Here is a 19,190-nt window from a genome sequence, read left to right as displayed (position 1 = left end):
CCAATACAACGCATGACAGGTCTGACCGCTCGATTCCGCCTTTCTTTGTATATTCTCTTTCAATCTTGTAAATGATGATACTAGTTTTATCATTTGGAGGGGAAAGAAATGAAGAAAGGTACGCTCAGGCAGGTATTGTTGTTAACGGACGGATGCTCAAATGCAGGTGAAGACCCTGTTGCGATTGCTGCTCTGGCTAAGGAGCAGGGCATTACCATTAATGTAATCGGGATTGTGGAAGAATCCCGAAGCGGTGAGCACGGTTTAAATGAAGTCGAGCAGATCGCTTCCTCCGGTGGAGGGATCAGCCAGATTGTGTATGCAAAGCAGCTCTCCCAGACGGTACAGATGGTTACGAGAAAAGCAATGACACAGACGATACAAGGGGTGGTAAATAAAGAGCTTCAGCAGATTCTTGGTGAAGCACATGAATTGGAAGACTTATCGCCTGCCAAGAGGGGACAGGTAGTTGAAGTGGTTGATGACCTTGGTGAAACGATGGACCTTGAAGTGCTGATATTAGTCGATACGAGTGCAAGTATGACAAAGAAGCTGCCGATGGTGCAGGAAGCGTTAATTGACTTGAGCGTAAGTTTACGGTCCCGTACAGGGGCTAACCAATTTTCTCTCTATTCGTTCCCGGGAAAACGAAAAGACGTAGAGAAACGGTTAGGGTGGACCCCGCACCTGGACTCCCTTTCAGGTGTGTTTAAAAAGCTTACGCCTGGCGGACTGACACCGACAGGACCGGCGCTTCAGGAAGCTCTTCATATCTTCTATAAGCGTATGGACAGAAGTGAGGTCGAACGAGATGAGAGAACCGATCTCGAAGAAACAGGGATGTAAACTGTATCCGGAACAGAACGTGAACGGAAGGTGGCACAAAAACCGGTATAAGATTATAAGAGAACTGGGATGGGGCGCCACAGGGACAGTTTATCTGACCGAGACAAAAGAGGGGCCGGCCGCACTTAAGGTGGGGCGGGATGCCATGTCCATTACGTCGGAAGTAAATGTATTAAAGCACTTTTCAAAGGTCCAAGGAGATCACCTTGGGCCTTCTCTCATCGATGTGGATGATGTTGTTACACCTTCAGGTACGTACCCTTTTTATGTAATGGAGTACCTGAAAGGAGAAGAGGTGCTTCCCTTTTTAAGGAACAGAGGAGGAGAATGGACCGGGATCATCGGAGTCCAGCTTCTTGGTGATCTAGACCGCCTCCACCGTGCAGGGTGGACGTTTGGAGACTTAAAACCGGAGAACCTTCTCGTTACAGGTCCACCCCTAAGAGTAAGGTGGTTTGATGTAGGAGGAACTACCAAGATGGGACGGTCAGTCAAGGAGTATACGGAGTTTTTTGACCGTGGCTACTGGGGACTGGGCAGCAGAAAAGCGGAGCCATCCTATGACCTGTTCTCCGTAGGAATGATCATGATCAACTCTGGCTATCCTTCAAGGTTTGAACGGTCAGATAAGGATAACCTCAAGCTTCTTGTGAGCAGGGCTGAGCAGAAGCCGGGGCTCAAACCTTATGTGCCGATTATTACAAAGGCCCTTGGCGGACACTACCGGGATGCTCTTCATATGCGAAGGGAGCTTGCGGAGGTGATCGGCCGAACACATTTTTCCACCAGGCAGGAAGTACATCCCGGCTCAGGGAAAGTAATTGCGCCGTCTGTAAGAAAACCGCTCGTGAACCGCAAGTCATATAAACGACAGGTACAAAAAGAGAAAAAGCGCTCCTCAGGTGTATTGGAAACGGTCCTTGTAGCCTCTTTCCTTCTTCTCGCTTATGTTCTATACTTATTTGGACAAATGATGTAGCGGAGAACGAAGTGAAGGCGTAAGGACGAGGAGGCAAACCATGGGGAAATCGGACAAGGTCATGGATATCTGCCTTTTGGCCGGTGAAATCATGCTCACGTACGGTGCAGAGACATACCGGGTAGAAGAAACGTTAGAGCGGATGGCAAAGGCAGCGACAATGAAAAATGTGCACTGTTTTGCCACCACTACTGGTATTTTTCTTTCTTTTGAGGAAGAGGGGAAAGACGACCATATGCAGATGGTCCGTGTTGACGACAGGCTTCAGGACTTAAACAAAGTGACCGAAGTGAACCAGGTCTCGAGAGAGTTTGTTAACGGACAACTCGATGTGGAGACAGCAGAGGTGAAACTTATTGAGATTGCCAAAGCACCGGTTCCTTACCCGTTATGGCTTATCCATCTGAGTGCAGGGATAGCCGGCAGCGGTTTTTCATTTTTATTTGGAGGGGACTGGCCCGATCTGCTTCCTGCATTTATTGCTGCAATCCTCACAAGTGTGACGGTTGTAGAATTTGAACGGTATTTAAAAGTGAGGTTTGCCGCTGAGTTTATGGCTGCCTTTATTGGCGGAACGGCCGCCATTGCCCTTGTTTTTTTCGGAGTGGGAGATAATATCAATCAAATTGTGATCGGCTCACTGATGCCCCTTGTTCCAGGGGTTCCATTGACCAACGCCGTAAGGGACCTGATGTCCGGTGACCTGGTTGCCGGGGTGAGCAGAGGATCTGAGGCTCTGCTCACATCGTTATCCATTGCGAGCGGTGTCGCATTTGCAATCTCCTTATTTCTCTGACGAAAGGGGCGGGACTTTTGTTTATTATTGAACTTATTATTTGTTTTATTGCAACGATCGGTTTCGGCGTTATTTTCAGCGTACCTAAACGGGCCCTTTTGTTAGGCGGGGGGATCGGAGTGGTTGCTTATACGATTTTAAGTGCCGGCCTTTATTTTGATGCGTCTCCTGTATTTTCAACGGCTCTGGCATCTTTAACAGCCGCATTAATCTCCCATTTCCTTGCGCGTTATGTGAGGATTCCTGTTACAACCCTTGCTATTCCAGGTATTCTTCCTCTCGTACCGGGAAGCCGTGCGTATTTCACCATGCTTGCGTTTGTAGATGGTGAGTATCTCACAGGGCTTGAGTACGGAGTTGAAACAATGCTGAGAGCAGGTGCCATTGCAGCAGGGCTTGTTTTTGCTCTTGCCGTATTTTCATTTGGAAAGGGGATTGGTCACCGTTATGAAACGAACCGTTGATCAATTTATCCAGAGGCACCGTCTGATTCAAGAGGGAAACACTGTGCTTATTGCTGTATCCGGCGGTCCTGACAGCATCGCACTCCTTCATTATTTACTTGAAAAAAGAAGGGTGTGGAATCTTCGTCTCGTTGCTCTTCATGGTGAACATGGCCTGAGGGGCTCCGACTCCGTAGAGGATATGACTTTTGTAAAAGCGATGTGCGTCGAGTTTGGGATTGAGTGCGTTACTGAAAAGCTGAATGTAAAAAATTATATAGATGAACACAGCTGCTCCGTGCAGGAAGCTGCGAGGGAGTGCCGTTATTATTTTTTTGAGCGGATGATCGCACGCTTTAAGGCCGATGTGCTGGCAACGGGACACCATGGCGATGACCAGATCGAAACGATGGTAATGAGGCAGGTCCGGGGAGCTGGTTCGGGACTCGGCGGAATCCCAGTCACCCGCAGTCTTGGAGGAGGGAAGCTGATCCGGCCTTTTCTAAATGTAAGTAAAGACGATATCCTTCTTTATTGTGAAGAAAACGGGATTCCATACCGTACAGATCATAGCAATGAGGAGGATAAGTATACAAGGAACCGGTTCAGAAAGCAGGTTCTTCCTTTCTTTAAGGAGGAAAATCCAAATGTTCACCAGCGTTTTCAGAGTCAAAGTGAGTGGCTTCATGAAGATGATTCCTATTTAACGGGACTTGCGGAAGAGAAACTTTCCGGCGTGATTACCGAACGGACAAAAAAGAGCATCATGATATCTGTGAAAGCATTTCTGGACATGCCCATCCCTTTACAAAGAAGGGCCTTTCATCTAATATTAAACTATCTTTCCATTGACAATATTCGCGTACAGGCATTGAGTATACATAGAAAGGTGTTTATTGATCTGCTTGTACAGGCAAACCCTTCCGGTCACCTTGACTTTCCGGGGGATCTTTTTGTTGAGAGATCCTACGATGTATGTCTTTTTTCAACAGAAAGAGATACGAAGGAAACAGAGGGGGATAAAGTTGATGAACAATTGCCTGTTCCGGGCATGGTTACCTTCAAAAGGGGCAAGATAAAGGCGTCTGTTCAAGAAAACGACAGAGCCGGATCCGGGAGTCTCTGGGTATTTAAAAGCGACCCGGGCCACCTTCCACTGCCCTTGACGGTACGTACAAGAAAAAACGGTGACCGTGTGGTTCCAAAAGGGATGACAGGAACAAAAAAGCTGAAGGACCTCTTTATTAATAAAAAAGTCCCCCGCCATCTTCGCGACAGCTGGCCGGTTGTTACGGACAGGGAGGACCGGATTATCTGGGTTCCCGGCATTGTGCATACGGAAACCGGGAGTGCACTGCCAAAAAAAGATAAGATGCTTTATTTGGAATGCGAGTTAGACGACGATTCTTTTAGGGAAGTGACATAAGTAATGAAGGGATATCCCTTTTCTTTTACTTGGGGTACATAATCGTTGTCTGTGATATGGAAAAAGTTCGGACTATACTCTAGGAGGCTTATCGTACATTATGAGAGATGATATTCAGTCAGTTTTGATTTCCGAGGAAGAGATTCAGGAAAAAGTAGCAGAGCTTGGCAGGCAGTTAACAGAAGAATATGAGGGGCGTTTTCCTCTTGTCGTAGGTGTTCTTAAAGGATCCCTTCCATTTATGGGAGACCTCATTAAAAAGATCGACACACATGTAGAGCTCGATCTGATGGACGTTTCAAGTTACGGTAATGAAATGGTCTCATCAGGGGAAGTTAAGATTGTAAAGGACCTTAATACTTCTGTAGAAGGCCGTGACGTTCTGATCCTTGAAGATATTATCGACAGCGGGCTGACTCTCAGCTACCTTGTTGAGCTGTTTAAATACCGTAAAGCAAAAACAGTTAAGATTGTCACGCTTCTGGATAAGCCTGAAGGGCGTAAAGTGGATCTTGTGCCGGACGTAGCAGGATTTTCAGTGCCCGACGAATTTGTAGTCGGATACGGCCTGGACTATGCAGAACGCTACCGCAACCTCCCGTTTATCGGCATTTTGAAGCCGGAAATATACCAGGGTTAATTCATTGTGATGAAGGATGGTTGTATGGTACTATATTTTAAGTGTACTTGTACGCGGGAGGAGGTAAACAATGAATCGGATTTTTCGTAATACGATCTTTTATTTATTGATTTTCCTGGTCATTGTAGGAATTGTAAGCCTCTTTAATGGTGAGCCTGATGGCACCGAAGAGATTACGTTTAATGAGTTCCAGGAGTACTTAGAAAATGGTCAAATTGAAAATGTCACTGCCCAGCCGGGGGGAGACGTATATATTCTGCGTGGGAATTTAGTCCCTGGTGCAACGGACGACGAAGAAGAGCCTGAGGAAGGTGCTTCATTTATCGTTAATGTTCCTGATACACCGGAGATGATCGGTCAGGTAGTGACCCTTGTAAACCAGGCAGACTCTGTTCAGTTCCAGGAGGCTGAAGAGCCGAGTGGATGGGTGACGGTCTTTACGGCCATTATTCCGTTTATCATTATCTTTATCCTGTTCTTCTTTTTACTGAGCCAGGCACAGGGCGGCGGCAGCCGAGTGATGAACTTTGGTAAAAGTAAGGCGAAGCTGTACAGTGAAGATAAAAAGAAAGCCCGCTTTAAAGATGTAGCCGGTGCTGAAGAGGAAAAGCAGGAGCTTGTCGAAGTTGTTGACTTCCTTAAAGACCCTCGCAAATTCTCTCAAATCGGTGCCAGAATTCCAAAAGGTGTTCTCTTAGTGGGACCACCGGGTACCGGTAAAACGTTACTTGCCCGTGCTGTTGCAGGAGAGGCCGGCGTGCCATTCTTCTCGATCAGTGGTTCCGACTTTGTTGAGATGTTTGTCGGTGTCGGTGCATCCCGTGTACGTGACCTGTTTGAAAATGCGAAGAAAAATTCTCCGTGTATCATCTTCATTGATGAGATTGATGCAGTGGGACGACGTCGTGGAGCTGGTCTTGGCGGCGGGCACGATGAGCGTGAGCAGACGCTTAACCAACTTCTCGTTGAAATGGACGGATTTGGTGCGAACGAAGGAATTATCCTTATTGCTGCAACGAACCGTGCGGATATTCTGGATCCAGCCCTTCTTCGTCCGGGACGTTTTGACCGTCAGATCATGGTAGGGCGTCCGGATGTTATCGGGCGTGAGCAGGTTCTTGAGGTTCATGCCAGAAATAAGCCGCTGGCTGATGACGTAAATCTTAAGACGATTGCCTACCGTACTCCAGGCTTCTCCGGAGCAGATTTGGAGAACCTGCTGAACGAAGCGGCCCTCGTTGCTGCCCGTTCGGATAAAGAGAAAATTGATATGGAATCGGTTGAAGAAGCGATTGACCGTGTTATTGCCGGTCCCTCGAAGAAGAGCCGTGTTATTTCCAAAAAAGAACGTGGTATTGTAGCTCACCACGAAGCCGGCCATACGGTTGTCGGTGTGAAGCTTGAAAGTGCCGACATGGTCCACAAGGTTACAATTGTACCTCGTGGTCAGGCGGGCGGATATGCGATGATGCTTCCGAAAGAAGACCGTTACTTTATGACGAAGCCTGAGCTTCTTGATAAGATTGTTGGTCTTTTAGGCGGACGTGTGGCAGAGGAAGTGATGTTCGGAGAAGTAAGTACCGGAGCGCATAATGACTTCCAGCGTGCCACAGCTATTGCCCGCAAAATGGTTACTGAATACGGTATGAGTGAAAAGCTCGGACCGCTTCAGTTCGGTCAGCCTCAAGGTGAAGTATTCCTTGGCAAAGACATTAACAATGAGCCGAACTACAGTGACGCCATTGCCCATGAGATTGACATGGAAATTCAGCGCATCATCAAGGAATCCTATGAGCGTTGCCGTCAAATCCTTGTTGACAATAAGGATAAACTTGAGCTTGTTGCCCAAATGCTTCTTGAGTATGAAACACTTGATGCAGAGCAAATCAAGTCCCTTGTTGAAGAAGGGAAAATGCCGGAAGGTCACCACATGGCAAAAAAACTTAACGGTGAATCAGACGATGAGCCGAAAGTGAACATTCAAAGTAAAAAAGGTGAAGAAAATCCGGATCGTGAAGATAGCAACGAGGAAGCTCCTCGACGCAGTTACCTTGACGACCAGGTTGAAAAACCTTTTGATGACAATAAAGAAAAAGACGATAAAGATAACAAGTAATTGTTTTTAAAGGGGGTGTCCTGAAAGGTAGTCGAGAAGACCTTTCAGGAGACCCTTTTCGTCTGTTGTGAATGACTGAAAGGAGGGAGTGTCAACGTGCTTCTTATACTCGATGTTGGAAATACGAACGTTGCTATCGGTGTGTACGATAACCGTGAGCTTAAGCACCACTGGCGAATCGGGACTGACCCGGGGAAAACTTCTGATGAATACGCGATGCTTACGGGCGCCCTTTTTGCCCAGGCTGGTCTGGCGTTTAAGGATATCACCGGTGCAATGATGAGTTCCGTAGCCCCTACAGTCATGTATGCGATCAACCAGATGTGCCGGGATTACATTAATGTCACGCCTCAGGTGATCGGCCCGGGGATTAAAACGGGATTAAACATAAAATATGATAACCCCAGAGAAGTCGGCTCTGACCGTATTGCCAATGCTGTGGGGGGAATGATGGAATATGGAAGTCCTCTCATCATCGTGGACTTCGGCACGGCAACAACATTCTGCTATGTAAATGAACATGCTCATTATGTAGGTGGCGCGATTGCACCGGGAATAAAAATTGCAACGGAAGCTCTATATACCCATGCCTCGAAATTACCGAGAATAGAACTTAGCAAACCGAACGGCATTATTGGGAAAAATACGGTTCATGCAATGCAGGCGGGTATTATCTACGGCTATACAGGCCAGGTTGAAGGAATTGTCAGCCAGATGAAAAAGCAGGCAAAGCCGGGTGTGAAGGTGGTAGCTACCGGGGGACTCTGTGAACTTATTGCTCATGAGACACCGGTTATCGATCATGTAGATCCTCTCCTTTCTCTTAAGGGGCTTCGTGAAATATACGAAAAAAACAATACACATTAACACATCCCACAGGGAATGATTAACGTTTGGAAGGAGTATGTTGATATGTCAGATTACTTAGTGAAAGCACTTGCTTATGACGGGAAAGTACGGGCGTATGCAGTACGATCAACAGCAATGGTTCAGGAGGCAGCAAGACGCCATGACACGTGGAGAACAGTCACAGCCGCCCTCGGCAGATCTTTATCTGCTGCAACAATGATGGGTGCCATGCTTAAAGGAGAAGAAAAGATCACAGTGAAAATTGAAGCTGACGGCCCGGCGACCCCTATTATTGTCGATGCCAATGCCACCGGTGAAGTCCGCGGATATGTTTCAAACCCTCATGTGGACCCGGATAGAAACAAAGAAGGGAAGTTAAATGTAGCAGAAGCTGTAGGGAGAAACGGATCCCTGTCAGTCGTCAAATATCTCGGGTTAAAAGACAACTTCACAGGAAGTGTGCCTCTCGTTTCGGGTGAACTGGGAGAAGATTTCACCTATTACTTTGCCAAGTCTGAACAGACGCCGACATCCGTCGGTCTTGGTGTCATTATCGACAAGGATGAATCGGTCGCTGCGTCAGGTGGGTTTATCATTCAGCTCATGCCGGGTATTACAGATGATGTGATCGATGAAATTGAAAACAAGCTCAATGCCATGGAACCCATCTCGAAGTTAATCCAGAGTGGACTTACTCCTGAAGAACTTCTTCATACGATTTTGGGAGAAGAGAATGTTCGTATTCTTGACCAGATGGGCGTCGCCTTTCAGTGCCAGTGTTCAAAAGAGAGAATATCCAATGCCATTATGGGTCTGAATGAAGAAGACATCAGCGCCATGATCGAAGAAGACGGCGGGGCAGAAACACAATGTCATTTCTGTAACGAAAAGTATGTATTCGATAAAGGGGAACTTCAGGAGATTTTAGACGAAAAACGTGCCGGTAACGAACCTCAGTAAGTTAGCGTAAGGGTTGTATTAAAGAAAGAAGTGGCTTTATTAAAAAGCATTGTTGATTTTTTATAAAAAATGTTGATTGCAGCGAATGCGTACACTCCTGCGGGAGCAACGCGGGTACGCCACGAATATGCTGCGAATTGCTTCGACGCACATATCTGCGTAGCGATACTGGTAGAGGAAGAAACAGACATAAACCTCCTTGAGGCTCACCGGCGCCCCCGCGAAAAGTGCAATGAGCGTAAATCAACAACGGAGATTAACCGAGCCAAAGAAGTAATAATCAGCAAATATTTTTCAAAAAACCACGTTAGGGAATATAAGCCAACATCACTATTGCCGTATTGTCTGAGTTTTGCTAAGATTGTTTTTAATACAATAAAACATAGAGAAATACTCGGGTATTGAACAAAACGGAGGAGGAATCACAGATGGCAAAGGTAGTGAATTCGATTACTGAACTTATTGGAGAAACGCCACTTGTAAAGTTGAACAGACTCGTCAGCGAAGAGCATGCAGATGTGTACTTGAAGCTTGAATTTATGAATCCTGGAAGCAGTGTGAAAGACCGGATCGCCTTATCCATGATTGAAGATGCGGAACAAAAGGGCCGTCTTAAAGAAGGAGACACCATTATTGAGCCGACCAGTGGTAATACGGGGATCGGACTTGCGATGGTTGCTGCTGCCAAAGGGTACCGTACCGTTCTTGTTATGCCTGAAACCATGAGTATGGAACGCCGAAACCTTCTCAGGGCATACGGAGCTGAGCTTGTGCTTACACCAGGGCCTGAAGGTATGGGTGGAGCGATCCGAAAAGCAACAGAACTTGCCAGAGAGAATAATTACTATATGCCTCAGCAATTCCAGAATGAAGCCAACCCTAAAGTTCATCGTGAAACAACAGGGAAAGAACTTCTGGAACAAGCAGGGGATCAGCTTGATGCATTTATATCCGGGATCGGTACAGGAGGTACGATTACAGGAGCAGGTAAAGTACTGAAAGAGAAATTCCCGGACCTGCACCTCGTAGCACTTGAACCACAGGATTCACCTGTATTGTCAGGTGGAAAAGGCGGACCTCATAAAATCCAGGGAATCGGAGCAGGGTTTGTTCCCGATATTCTTGATACGAAGCTTTACGATGAGGTCATAACCGTATCTTCGGAAGATGCGTTTGAGTATGCACGCCGTGCAGCCCGTGAAGAAGGCATTCTTGGAGGTATTTCCTCCGGTGCAGCTATCTATGCAGCTTTGGAAGTTGCGAAGAAACTAGGCAAAGGAAAGAAAGTCGTTGCGGTTATTCCCAGTAACGGGGAGCGCTACCTCAGTACCCCTTTGTATCAGTTTGAAGAACAGGAATAAATCATTATGTAAAAGAGCTGCAAGCAACAGTCTGCAGCTCTTTTTTTATATGTTGATGCAGTTCGGGAGGTACAGGCGCAGCCTGCTTGTACTTTATTTTGTGCGGAGGTGCTTGTGGGCTTCCTGAACAGAGCCGGGGGCACAAAGAACAAAGAACGACAATGCCACATGAACCGATCCATGGTTGATGGAAACCCTGCTATTCCCGCTCACATACATACAGCACATCAAGGCAAAATAATCCCGAAGATTGCAGTTACCGGACAGGCTACGTATAATTATGACAGGTACTATAGTTTCGGAAATGAGTGATGCGGCAGTGACGATAAAACGAAGAGCAGCGGGGAGATCCCGGGAGCTCACTCCTATTAAACAAAACTGGTTTAAAACCTTTACCACACTCGCTGAGACGAGTAATGAATATATTCTTCTTGAAAGCGGCAGGGGCGGCCGGTTTACGATTATCGGAATGAACCCCTGGGCCGATGTCAGGGGGAAAGACGACAGGTTAACGGTAAGTGGAAGAGAGGGTGAAAAGGTCTATCAAGGACCTATCCTGAAAAGCCTCGAAGAATGGCTTGAGCAATATAAAACAGAGAAAGTGGCGGACCTGCCCGACTGTCAGGGAGGACTGTTTGGGTATGTAAGCTATGATCTGATCCGTCAGATTGAGTCGATCCCGGCTGAATCAGAAGACGACCTTCTCACCGATGATATTCACTTCCTTGCTTTTGACGATCTTTACGTCATCGATAAGGAGGAAAAGAAATTCTGGATCCTTACCCACCTTGACGAAAACGGAACCAAGGAACAGGAAGACGAAAACCTTGACCGCCTTGAACAGGAATGGGAAAAGGCGGAGCAGTCAGCGGACTCCGAAGACTGGTATAAGGAATGGCGTGAAAAGAAATCTGAATCTTCAACGGTAAGGAGCTTTTCCCAGCCCGCTTTTATGGAAGCTGTTCAAAAAGTTCAGGAGTACATTGCACAAGGAGACGTATTCCAAGTAAACTTGAGTGTAAGGGAGTCGCAGCCTCTTGCTTCACACCCTCTGCATGTGTATGACTGCTTAAGGGGAATTAATCCTTCTCCTTACATGGGCTACTTCCAGGCCGGGAGTATGCAGCTGGTCAGCGCTTCTCCGGAACTTTTAGTCAAGGTAAAAGGAGAAGAGGTAAGTACACGTCCCATCGCAGGAACCCGCTCGCGGGGAAAAGACGCGGTGGAAGATCAGGAACTTGCTGAAACGCTGATAAACAACGAGAAAGAACGGGCTGAACATGTGATGCTCGTCGATCTCGAGCGAAATGACCTGGGCAGGGTATGCAACTACGGAACGGTAGAAGTAGACGAACTTATGGTAATCGAAAAATACTCCCACGTGATGCATATCGTTTCGAACGTACGGGGAGAACTTGCAGCCGGGCATTCTGTTTTTGATGTGATTGCAGCCACCTTCCCGGGTGGAACAATTACAGGAGCACCGAAAATCCGGACGATGGAAATCATTGAAGAACTGGAGCCGGTGCGCCGCGGGATTTATACAGGATCACTCGGGTGGGTTGGGTATAATGGAGATATGGAACTGAACATTTCAATCCGGACGATGATCGTGGAAAATGAAACGGCACACGTACAGGCCGGAGCCGGAATCGTCATTGATTCAGACCCCGCTGCTGAGTACAAGGAATCACTGAAAAAAGCCAGAGCTTTATGGAAAGCAAAAGAGATGAGCGAAGATGAGCTGAGAGAGAAACTGAGTTTGAGCTGAGGAGGAGAAAAGTATGATTTTAATGATAGATAACTACGATTCGTTTACGTACAACCTTGTTCAATATTTAGGTGAGCTCGGAGAAGAGCTGATAGTAAAACGAAACGACAAAATAACGATAGAGGAAATAGAAGAGCTGGCCCCTGCATTTATTATGGTTTCACCAGGGCCATGCTCTCCAAATGAAGCCGGGATCAGTATGGATGTGATCAGACACTTCGCAGGCAGGATTCCCATCTTCGGTGTTTGTCTTGGGCACCAGTCCATCGCCCAGGTGTTTGGAGGAAACGTGATTCGTGCAGACAGGCTGATGCACGGGAAGACTTCTGAAATTTACCACGACGAAAAAAGTGTGTTCAAAGGTCTGCCTTCACCGATGGTGGCTACCCGGTACCACTCCCTTATTGTGGAGCGTAAGTCACTGCCGGACTGTTTTACCATCAGCGCCCAGACAGAGGAAGGGGAAATTATGGCTATCCGTCACAAAACGCTTCCTGTTGAGGGGGTTCAGTTTCACCCTGAATCAATCATGACAGCGGAAGGAAAAAAGCTGCTGAAGAACTTTATTGAACAATACAAGGAGTATGAGTACTCATGCTGATGTACTTGAACGGCCAAATCATACGAGAAGAAGAAGCGGTAATATCACCGTTTGATCATGGGTTCATGTATGGTTTGGGTTTGTTTGAAACGTTTCGCACCTACAATGGTCATCCATTTCTACTGGATGACCATTTTGATAGGCTGCATCGCGGACTTGACCAGATGCGTATCGAAAATGCCCGGTACGACCGCCAGGAAACAGCTCGTATCATTGCCAGCCTGCTCGATGCAAACAATATGGATGATGCCTACTTCAGGTGGAACGTCTCCGCCGGCAATGCGCCTGTGGGGTTAAGGACATCACCATACAAGAATCCAAACACGATGGTTTTTGTTAAAGGGCTGCCTGAGAACGGGGTCCGGGAAAAAAAACTCCATGTTCTCAAGCAGAAGAGGAACACACCTGAAGGACCGGAGAGGTTAAAATCCCATCACTATTTGAACAGTATTCTCGGTAAATACGAAATGTCCCCTGACCAGAAAGGGGAGGGTCTTTTCCTGACCGGCAGAGGACACGTGGCTGAAGGGGTCGTTTCGAATGTTTTTTGGAGAAAGGGCATGAATGTTTATACACCAGACCCGGATTGCGGCATATTAAACGGCGTTACCCGCCAGTTTGTGATCAGACTGGCTCGTTCAAAAGGTTTTAAAGTACATGAAGGACACTATATGCTCAACGCCTTACTTGAGGCTGATGAAGCTGTGATTACCAACTCCATTCAGGAAATAGTCGCTGTTTCATCAGTTGGCGAACAAATGTTCCCTGGCGTGAGGGGAGAGCTGTACGAAGCATTAACATCCCTGTATGGCCGGGCAACAAGAGAAGAACGACTCTGGTCGGGCAAAGAATGGGAAGAAAGGTGAAGGAACCATGAGAAAAAACATTGACCGGATGGAGTGGAACCAGCATACACTGGACTTTTCAAAAAAATCGTATGTAATGGGGATTCTTAACCTGACTCCGGATTCCTTTTCAGATGGAGGAAAGCACGGCCAAAAGAGTGAAGCAGTGGCACATGCTCTTCAGATGATTGAAGAAGGAGCGGATATCATTGATGTTGGCGGTGAATCTACCAGACCCGGCGCCACTATGGTACCGGCAGATGAAGAACTGCGCCGCGTAATTGAGCCGTTAAAGGACGTAAGGACCCACGTGAATGTTCCGATTTCCATTGATACATATAAGGCTGATGTAGCCAGAGCTGCCATTGAAGCCGGTGCTGATATTATCAACGATGTGTGGGGAGCGAAGTATGATCCGGATATGGCCAGAGTGGCAGCTGAATACGATGTCCCGATTATTCTCATGCACAACAGGGAAACACCTCACTATAACGACCTGATGAACGATATTAAAGACGACCTCAATGAAAGCATCGACATCTGTCTGAGTGCCGGAGTAAAAGAAGAGCGGATTATTCTTGACCCGGGCATTGGTTTTGCAAAAACCTATGAGGAAAACCTTCTCGTCATGCGTCATGTTGGAAAAATAACAGAAATGGGCTTTCCGGTTCTGCTCGGTACTTCGAGAAAGTCCCTTATTGCGAAAACCCTTAACCTTCCTGTAGAAGAGCGGATGGAAGGGACGGGGGCTACAGTGTGCTACGGAATTGAAAAAGGATGCGATATTGTTCGGGTTCATGATGTAAAACCGATTAGCAGAATGGTGAAGATGATGGATGCGATGATCGGAAAAGGAGGATACAATGGATAACATTTATGTAACGGGCATGGAGTTTTACGCTTATCACGGGGCTTTTCCTGAAGAGAACAAACTGGGCCAGCGATGGTATGTGGATGTGACGCTCGGAATGGACGCAAAACCTGCAGGTGTTTCGGACGACCTGGAGAAAACGGTCAATTACGCAGATGTGTATAACGAGGTTAAGGCAGTGATGGAACACGAGCCTGTTAAGCTCGTGGAAACTCTTTGTGAGCGGATTGCAGCAAAAATTCTGGAATCTTTTGAAATAGTCGAATTGTGCACGGTTAAAGTAATGAAACCAGATCCACCGATTCCCGGGCATTACGACAGTGTAGCTGTGGAGATTACCAGGGAGCGGTCCTGATGAACAGACAAAAAGCCTACATTGCACTCGGGTCCAATATCGGGGAAAGACACGTGTATTTAGAGGGAGCCGTTGACACCCTGGAGGATAACCCGGATATTACCATTGAGAAAAAATCTTCAATTTATGAAACAGACCCTGTCGGATATACAGATCAGCCGCCTTTCTTAAACATGGTGGTCAAGGTGGCCACTTCCCTGTCCCCTCTTGCACTACTGGATAAATTGCAAAAGATTGAATCCACCCTCGGGAGAACGAGAGACATCCATTGGGGACCGAGAACAATAGATCTTGACATTTTGCTCTATAATGATGAAAATATTAAGTTGGAACGGTTATCCGTTCCTCACCCAAGAATGTATGAACGAGGTTTTGTTTTAGTTCCGCTCTGTGAAATTGAACCGGATCTCCGGTTTCCGGACGGGCGTCATATTGAACAATGTGTACATGACTTAACTGATAAAGAGGGTGTGCGAAAATGGAAGGAATCATCTGGGGCCGACGAATCCGCGCCTTTCGGAAGTTAAAAGGATACACGCAGGAAGGTTTCGCTAAAGAACTGGACATCTCTGTGTCTGTTCTCGGCGAAATTGAGCGGGGAAACCGTAAACCTTCCGACGAATTGATTGCTTCTGTAGCGAGCACACTCGGAGTAACAATAGACGATTTAACATCGATTAATTGAGGTGAACACCATGCTTAAGATTGGCGATATTACGATGAAAAACCAGGTTGTTTTAGCACCAATGGCCGGCGTCTGCAACCCTGCTTTTCGTCTGATCGCAAAAGATTTCGGAGCAGGCCTTGTCTGTGCTGAAATGGTAAGTGATAAAGCGATTCTCCATAAAAACGAACGGTCCCTTCAGATGCTTTACGTAGATGAGCGGGAAAAACCGTTGAGCCTTCAAATTTTCGGAGGGGACAAATCGACCCTTGTGGATGCGGCTAAGGTCGTAGACAAACAGACAAACGCAGACATTATTGACATCAACATGGGCTGCCCTGTACCGAAGATTACGAAGTGTGATGCCGGTGCCAGGTGGCTCCTCGATCCAAACAAAATCTACGACATGGTCTCCTGCGTAGTAGAAGCTGTAGATAAGCCTGTTACAGTAAAAATGCGTATGGGCTGGGATGAAGATCACATTTATGCTGTTGAAAATGCAAAAATGATTGAGCGCGCAGGCGGAAGTGCCGTGGCACTGCACGGCCGTACACGTGTACAGATGTATGAAGGAACAGCCAACTGGGATATCATTAAAGATGTAAAAGATGCTGTTAATATCCCTGTTATCGGAAATGGTGATGTCAAGACTCCTGAGGATGCCCGCCGGATGCTCGACACAACCGGTGTGGACGGGGTTATGATCGGGCGCGCAGCACTTGGAAACCCTTGGATGCTGTACCGTACCATTCATTACCTTGAGACGGGGGAAAACATTCCTGAACCAACCCCGAGAGAGAAGATGGATGTTGCAATCCTTCATATGGACAGACTCATTGACCTTAAAGGAGAAGAAGTAGCTGTTCGTGAAATGCGCAAACACGCTTCCTGGTACATTAAAGGACTTCGCGGTGCTGCCCGTATGCGGGATAAAATCAACCAGGTAACCAAGCGCGATGATCTTACAGAAGCGCTCGACGGCGTCGTTGAAGCTGTAGAAGCAAAAGAAAGAGAACGCCTTGCAAAAATCGCTGAGGGACAGGCGGGTTAAGTTGACATTACAGGAGCAATCTCCTATAATACCTCTTTAGATAAACGGAAGAGGCTGGGACATAAAGAAAGTGTATAGCTGAGAATCCGAACATTGCGCGAACCTGGCGGATGAAATATACGTAGACTCCTGCGGGATGAAAAGCAAAGGTGAGACCCCGCAGTGCGTAGCACGAGGAGGGTAACCCGCTTCCTGCGGAAAGCGAAGTATATGTCAGGAGCGATTTATTAGCGCCGCTTTGATTCGTTCGGATTCCCGTTGACTAAAACACTTCTGTCCCAGCCTCTTTTCTTCATTATTCATTTTTACACTTTCACATAGATGAACAGAAATGCAAATTATAGAAACAGGAGATGGTAACGGTGAGTCAAGAGCTAGAGCTGAACGACCAACTGCAAGTCCGCCGGGAAAAAATGAAGGAAATGATCGACCTTGGGTTTGATCCATTCGGTCAACGCTTCGAGCGAACGCACACAGCAGCAGAAATGCAGGAAGCCTACGATAAGTATTCAAAAGAAGAACTTGAGGAAAAGAGTTTCCCAATAACACTGGCGGGTCGTATTATGACCAAACGTGGAAAAGGAAAAGCGGGCTTTGCCCATGTACAGGACCTTTCCGGCCAGGTGCAGATCTATGTCCGTAAAGATGCCGTGGGAGAGGAGCAGTACGAACACTTTAAGAAAGTAGATATCGGCGACATTGTCGGTATTTCAGGTGTGGCGTTCAAAACAAAAGTTGGAGAGCTCTCTGTTAAAGTAAACGAATTTCAACTTCTGTCAAAAGCACTTCGACCACTGCCGGATAAATATCACGGATTAAAAGACGTTGAACAACGGTACCGCCAGCGCTACCTGGATCTTATCGTAAATCCGGAAGTGCGGGACACATTTGTTCTTCGCAGCCGCATCATCCAGTCTATGCGCCGTTACCTTGATAACAATGGCTACCTTGAGGTTGAGACGCCAATGCTTCATTCTATTGCAGGGGGTGCATCGGCAAGACCGTTCATTACGCACCACAACACACTTGATATGACACTGTATATGCGTATTGCCATTGAGCTCCACTTAAAGCGGCTTATTGTAGGCGGCCTGGAGAAAGTATATGAAATCGGCCGTGTATTCCGTAACGAAGGGGTATCTACGCGACACAACCCTGAGTTTACAATGATCGAACTGTACGAAGCATACGCAGACTATAAAGATATCATGTCTCTTACAGAGAATCTTGTTGCGCACATTGCTGAAGATGTTCTCGGCTCCACAACTGTAAAATACGGCGATCAGGAGATTAACCTCAAGCCTGAGTGGACAAGAGTACACATGGTCGATGCTGTAAAAGAGCACACCGGTGTGGATTTCTGGAAAAAGATGAGCGATGAAGAAGCCCGTGCATTGGCTAAAGAACATAATGTTCCTGTGAAAGATACAATGAAATACGGCCACGTTGTAAATGAGTTCTTTGAAACATTTGTGGAAGACAAGCTCATTCAGCCGACATTCGTATACGGTCACCCGCTGGACATTTCTCCACTGGCGAAGAAGAATCCTGAGGACCCTCGCTTTACGGACCGGTTTGAGCTCTTTATTGTAGGGCGCGAGCACGCGAATGCCTTTACAGAGCTGAATGACCCGATTGATCAGCGTGAGCGTTTTGAGGCTCAGCTTGTAGAGCGTGAGCAGGGAGACGACGAAGCCCATATGATGGATGATGACTTTGTTGAATCTCTCGAGTACGGTATGCCACCAACAGGCGGTCTCGGGATTGGAATCGACCGTCTGGTTATGCTCCTTACCAACGCCCAATCCATCCGTGACGTTCTATTATTCCCGCAAATGCGTCATCAATCTTCTGAAGAAGAATAATAAAGCAGGCACCTCCCGCGTTATAAAGCGGGAGGTGTTTTTTGCATTCTCAGTGAAGGAAAGAAGTGCCGTGGGCGGGAATAGGCGGGCTCAGCTCAATATGGTTCTGTCTATTCCGGCCTGGGTTGGGAGGGAAGCTTATATGATAGAACGCCTCTGCTTCTTTTGGGAGAATAGCGCAGCCTGGGCGGCAGACGGAGGATAGCGTTCATTTTTAATCGGTGCCTCTAAATAGAAGACGAAAAAGAATATTGCACTTTGGCGGTGACCGTTATATACTCAATCAGGTTGTTTAAACGTATTTGTAAAGCCCTTTCAAAATGATTGAATATGGATCCTGACAATGGGTGAAAATATTTTTGTTGCAATTTGAAATATAGGGTTGCGCATACTGAACAAACCGTGGTATATTATTATTCGTCGCTGACACAACAACGGTTGACGTAGTGACAAGCAAGACAGCTTTAAAAAAGATTTGAATAAAGTGTTGACGTGATCTTAACAACATGATATATTAGTTAAGTCGCCGAAAAACGACACAGTAAAACATTTTGACCTTTGAAAACTAAACAAAAAGCCAAGCGAAACGTGGGATAATGACAAATTATCCCGTCAATGAATGAATTAAATGATGTCAGAGACATCAAACTTTCTATGGAGAGTTTGATCCTGGCTCAGGACGAACGCTGGCGGCGTGCCTAATACATGCAAGTCGAGCGGACTGATGGGGAGCTTGCTCCCCTGACGTCAG

Annotated in this window: 19 protein-coding genes and 1 rRNA gene; all 20 read left to right on the top strand. The window is 46.8% G+C overall.

Annotation, left to right across the window (positions count from 1 at the left end; translation table 11 throughout):
- Positions 1-108 precede the first annotated feature (108 nt).
- Positions 109-846 (top strand): vWA domain-containing protein, encoded by a 738-nt coding sequence (locus EBO34_RS19965; RefSeq protein ID WP_122901950.1) that lies wholly within the window; start codon positions 109-111, stop codon positions 844-846.
- Positions 812-1,825: a protein kinase domain-containing protein gene (locus EBO34_RS19960; protein ID WP_122901948.1), complete on the top strand. Its 1,014-nt coding sequence runs from the start codon at positions 812-814 to the stop codon at positions 1,823-1,825. Before EBO34_RS19965 ends, EBO34_RS19960 begins: the two co-directional genes overlap by 35 nt.
- Positions 1,826-1,865: 40 nt before the next feature.
- Complete coding sequence (locus tag EBO34_RS19955; RefSeq protein ID WP_122901946.1) at positions 1,866-2,621, top strand: threonine/serine exporter family protein; 756 nt, start codon at positions 1,866-1,868, stop codon at positions 2,619-2,621.
- A gap of 17 nt (positions 2,622-2,638) precedes the next feature.
- On the top strand, positions 2,639-3,085 hold the full coding sequence (locus EBO34_RS19950; RefSeq protein WP_122901944.1) for a threonine/serine exporter family protein: 447 nt from the start codon (positions 2,639-2,641) through the stop codon (positions 3,083-3,085).
- Entirely contained in the window at positions 3,069-4,490 is a 1,422-nt protein-coding gene (tilS, locus tag EBO34_RS19945; RefSeq protein ID WP_122901942.1) for a tRNA lysidine(34) synthetase TilS, read from the top strand. Before EBO34_RS19950 ends, tilS begins: the two co-directional genes overlap by 17 nt.
- Before the next feature lie 100 nt (positions 4,491-4,590).
- On the top strand, positions 4,591-5,130 hold the full coding sequence (gene hpt, locus EBO34_RS19940; protein ID WP_122901940.1) for a hypoxanthine phosphoribosyltransferase: 540 nt from the start codon (positions 4,591-4,593) through the stop codon (positions 5,128-5,130).
- A gap of 70 nt (positions 5,131-5,200) precedes the next feature.
- On the top strand, positions 5,201-7,246 hold the full coding sequence (gene ftsH, locus EBO34_RS19935) for an ATP-dependent zinc metalloprotease FtsH (RefSeq protein ID WP_122901938.1): 2,046 nt from the start codon (positions 5,201-5,203) through the stop codon (positions 7,244-7,246).
- A gap of 96 nt (positions 7,247-7,342) precedes the next feature.
- Positions 7,343-8,113: a type III pantothenate kinase gene (locus EBO34_RS19930; protein ID WP_122901936.1), complete on the top strand. Its 771-nt coding sequence runs from the start codon at positions 7,343-7,345 to the stop codon at positions 8,111-8,113.
- Between the two features lie 45 nt (positions 8,114-8,158).
- On the top strand, positions 8,159-9,055 hold the full coding sequence (hslO, locus tag EBO34_RS19925) for an Hsp33 family molecular chaperone HslO (RefSeq protein WP_122901934.1): 897 nt from the start codon (positions 8,159-8,161) through the stop codon (positions 9,053-9,055).
- 428 nt (positions 9,056-9,483) lie between these two features.
- Positions 9,484-10,416, top strand: a complete 933-nt coding sequence (cysK, locus tag EBO34_RS19915; protein WP_122901930.1) for a cysteine synthase A — start codon at positions 9,484-9,486, stop codon at positions 10,414-10,416.
- 280 nt (positions 10,417-10,696) lie between these two features.
- Entirely contained in the window at positions 10,697-12,187 is a 1,491-nt protein-coding gene (locus EBO34_RS19905; RefSeq protein ID WP_283234604.1) for an anthranilate synthase component I family protein, read from the top strand.
- A gap of 13 nt (positions 12,188-12,200) precedes the next feature.
- Positions 12,201-12,788 (top strand): aminodeoxychorismate/anthranilate synthase component II, encoded by a 588-nt coding sequence (gene pabA / locus EBO34_RS19900; protein ID WP_122901924.1) that lies wholly within the window; start codon positions 12,201-12,203, stop codon positions 12,786-12,788.
- Entirely contained in the window at positions 12,782-13,654 is an 873-nt protein-coding gene (gene pabC / locus EBO34_RS19895) for an aminodeoxychorismate lyase (RefSeq protein WP_122901922.1), read from the top strand. The genes pabA and pabC overlap by 7 nt, the downstream gene beginning before the upstream one ends.
- A 7-nt stretch (positions 13,655-13,661) precedes the next feature.
- On the top strand, positions 13,662-14,504 hold the full coding sequence (gene folP / locus EBO34_RS19890) for a dihydropteroate synthase (RefSeq protein WP_122901920.1): 843 nt from the start codon (positions 13,662-13,664) through the stop codon (positions 14,502-14,504).
- The gene (folB, locus tag EBO34_RS19885; protein WP_122901918.1) at positions 14,497-14,859 is read left to right on the top strand and encodes a dihydroneopterin aldolase; all 363 of its coding nucleotides are present in this window, start codon (positions 14,497-14,499) and stop codon (positions 14,857-14,859) included. Before folP ends, folB begins: the two co-directional genes overlap by 8 nt.
- A complete protein-coding gene (gene folK, locus EBO34_RS19880) occupies positions 14,859-15,386 on the top strand; it encodes a 2-amino-4-hydroxy-6-hydroxymethyldihydropteridine diphosphokinase (RefSeq protein WP_122901916.1) in 528 nt (175 codons plus the stop codon). The genes folB and folK overlap by 1 nt, the downstream gene beginning before the upstream one ends.
- Positions 15,338-15,544, top strand: coding sequence for a helix-turn-helix domain-containing protein (locus EBO34_RS19875; RefSeq protein ID WP_122901915.1), 207 nt, complete (start codon positions 15,338-15,340; stop codon positions 15,542-15,544). Before folK ends, EBO34_RS19875 begins: the two co-directional genes overlap by 49 nt.
- A gap of 10 nt (positions 15,545-15,554) precedes the next feature.
- Positions 15,555-16,574: a tRNA dihydrouridine synthase DusB gene (gene dusB / locus EBO34_RS19870; RefSeq protein WP_122901913.1), complete on the top strand. Its 1,020-nt coding sequence runs from the start codon at positions 15,555-15,557 to the stop codon at positions 16,572-16,574.
- Between the two features lie 362 nt (positions 16,575-16,936).
- Positions 16,937-18,439 (top strand): lysine--tRNA ligase, encoded by a 1,503-nt coding sequence (lysS, locus tag EBO34_RS19865; RefSeq protein ID WP_249414163.1) that lies wholly within the window; start codon positions 16,937-16,939, stop codon positions 18,437-18,439.
- A gap of 651 nt (positions 18,440-19,090) precedes the next feature.
- Positions 19,091-19,190, top strand: a 16S ribosomal RNA gene (locus EBO34_RS19860); the annotation flags it as partial.

The organism is Alteribacter keqinensis (assembly GCF_003710255.1).
GTDB classification, from domain to species: Bacteria; Bacillota; Bacilli; order Bacillales; family Salisediminibacteriaceae; genus Alteribacter; species Alteribacter keqinensis.
The sequence above is the reverse complement of the archived record's forward strand: the minus strand, read 5'-3'. Positions and strand labels throughout refer to the sequence as shown.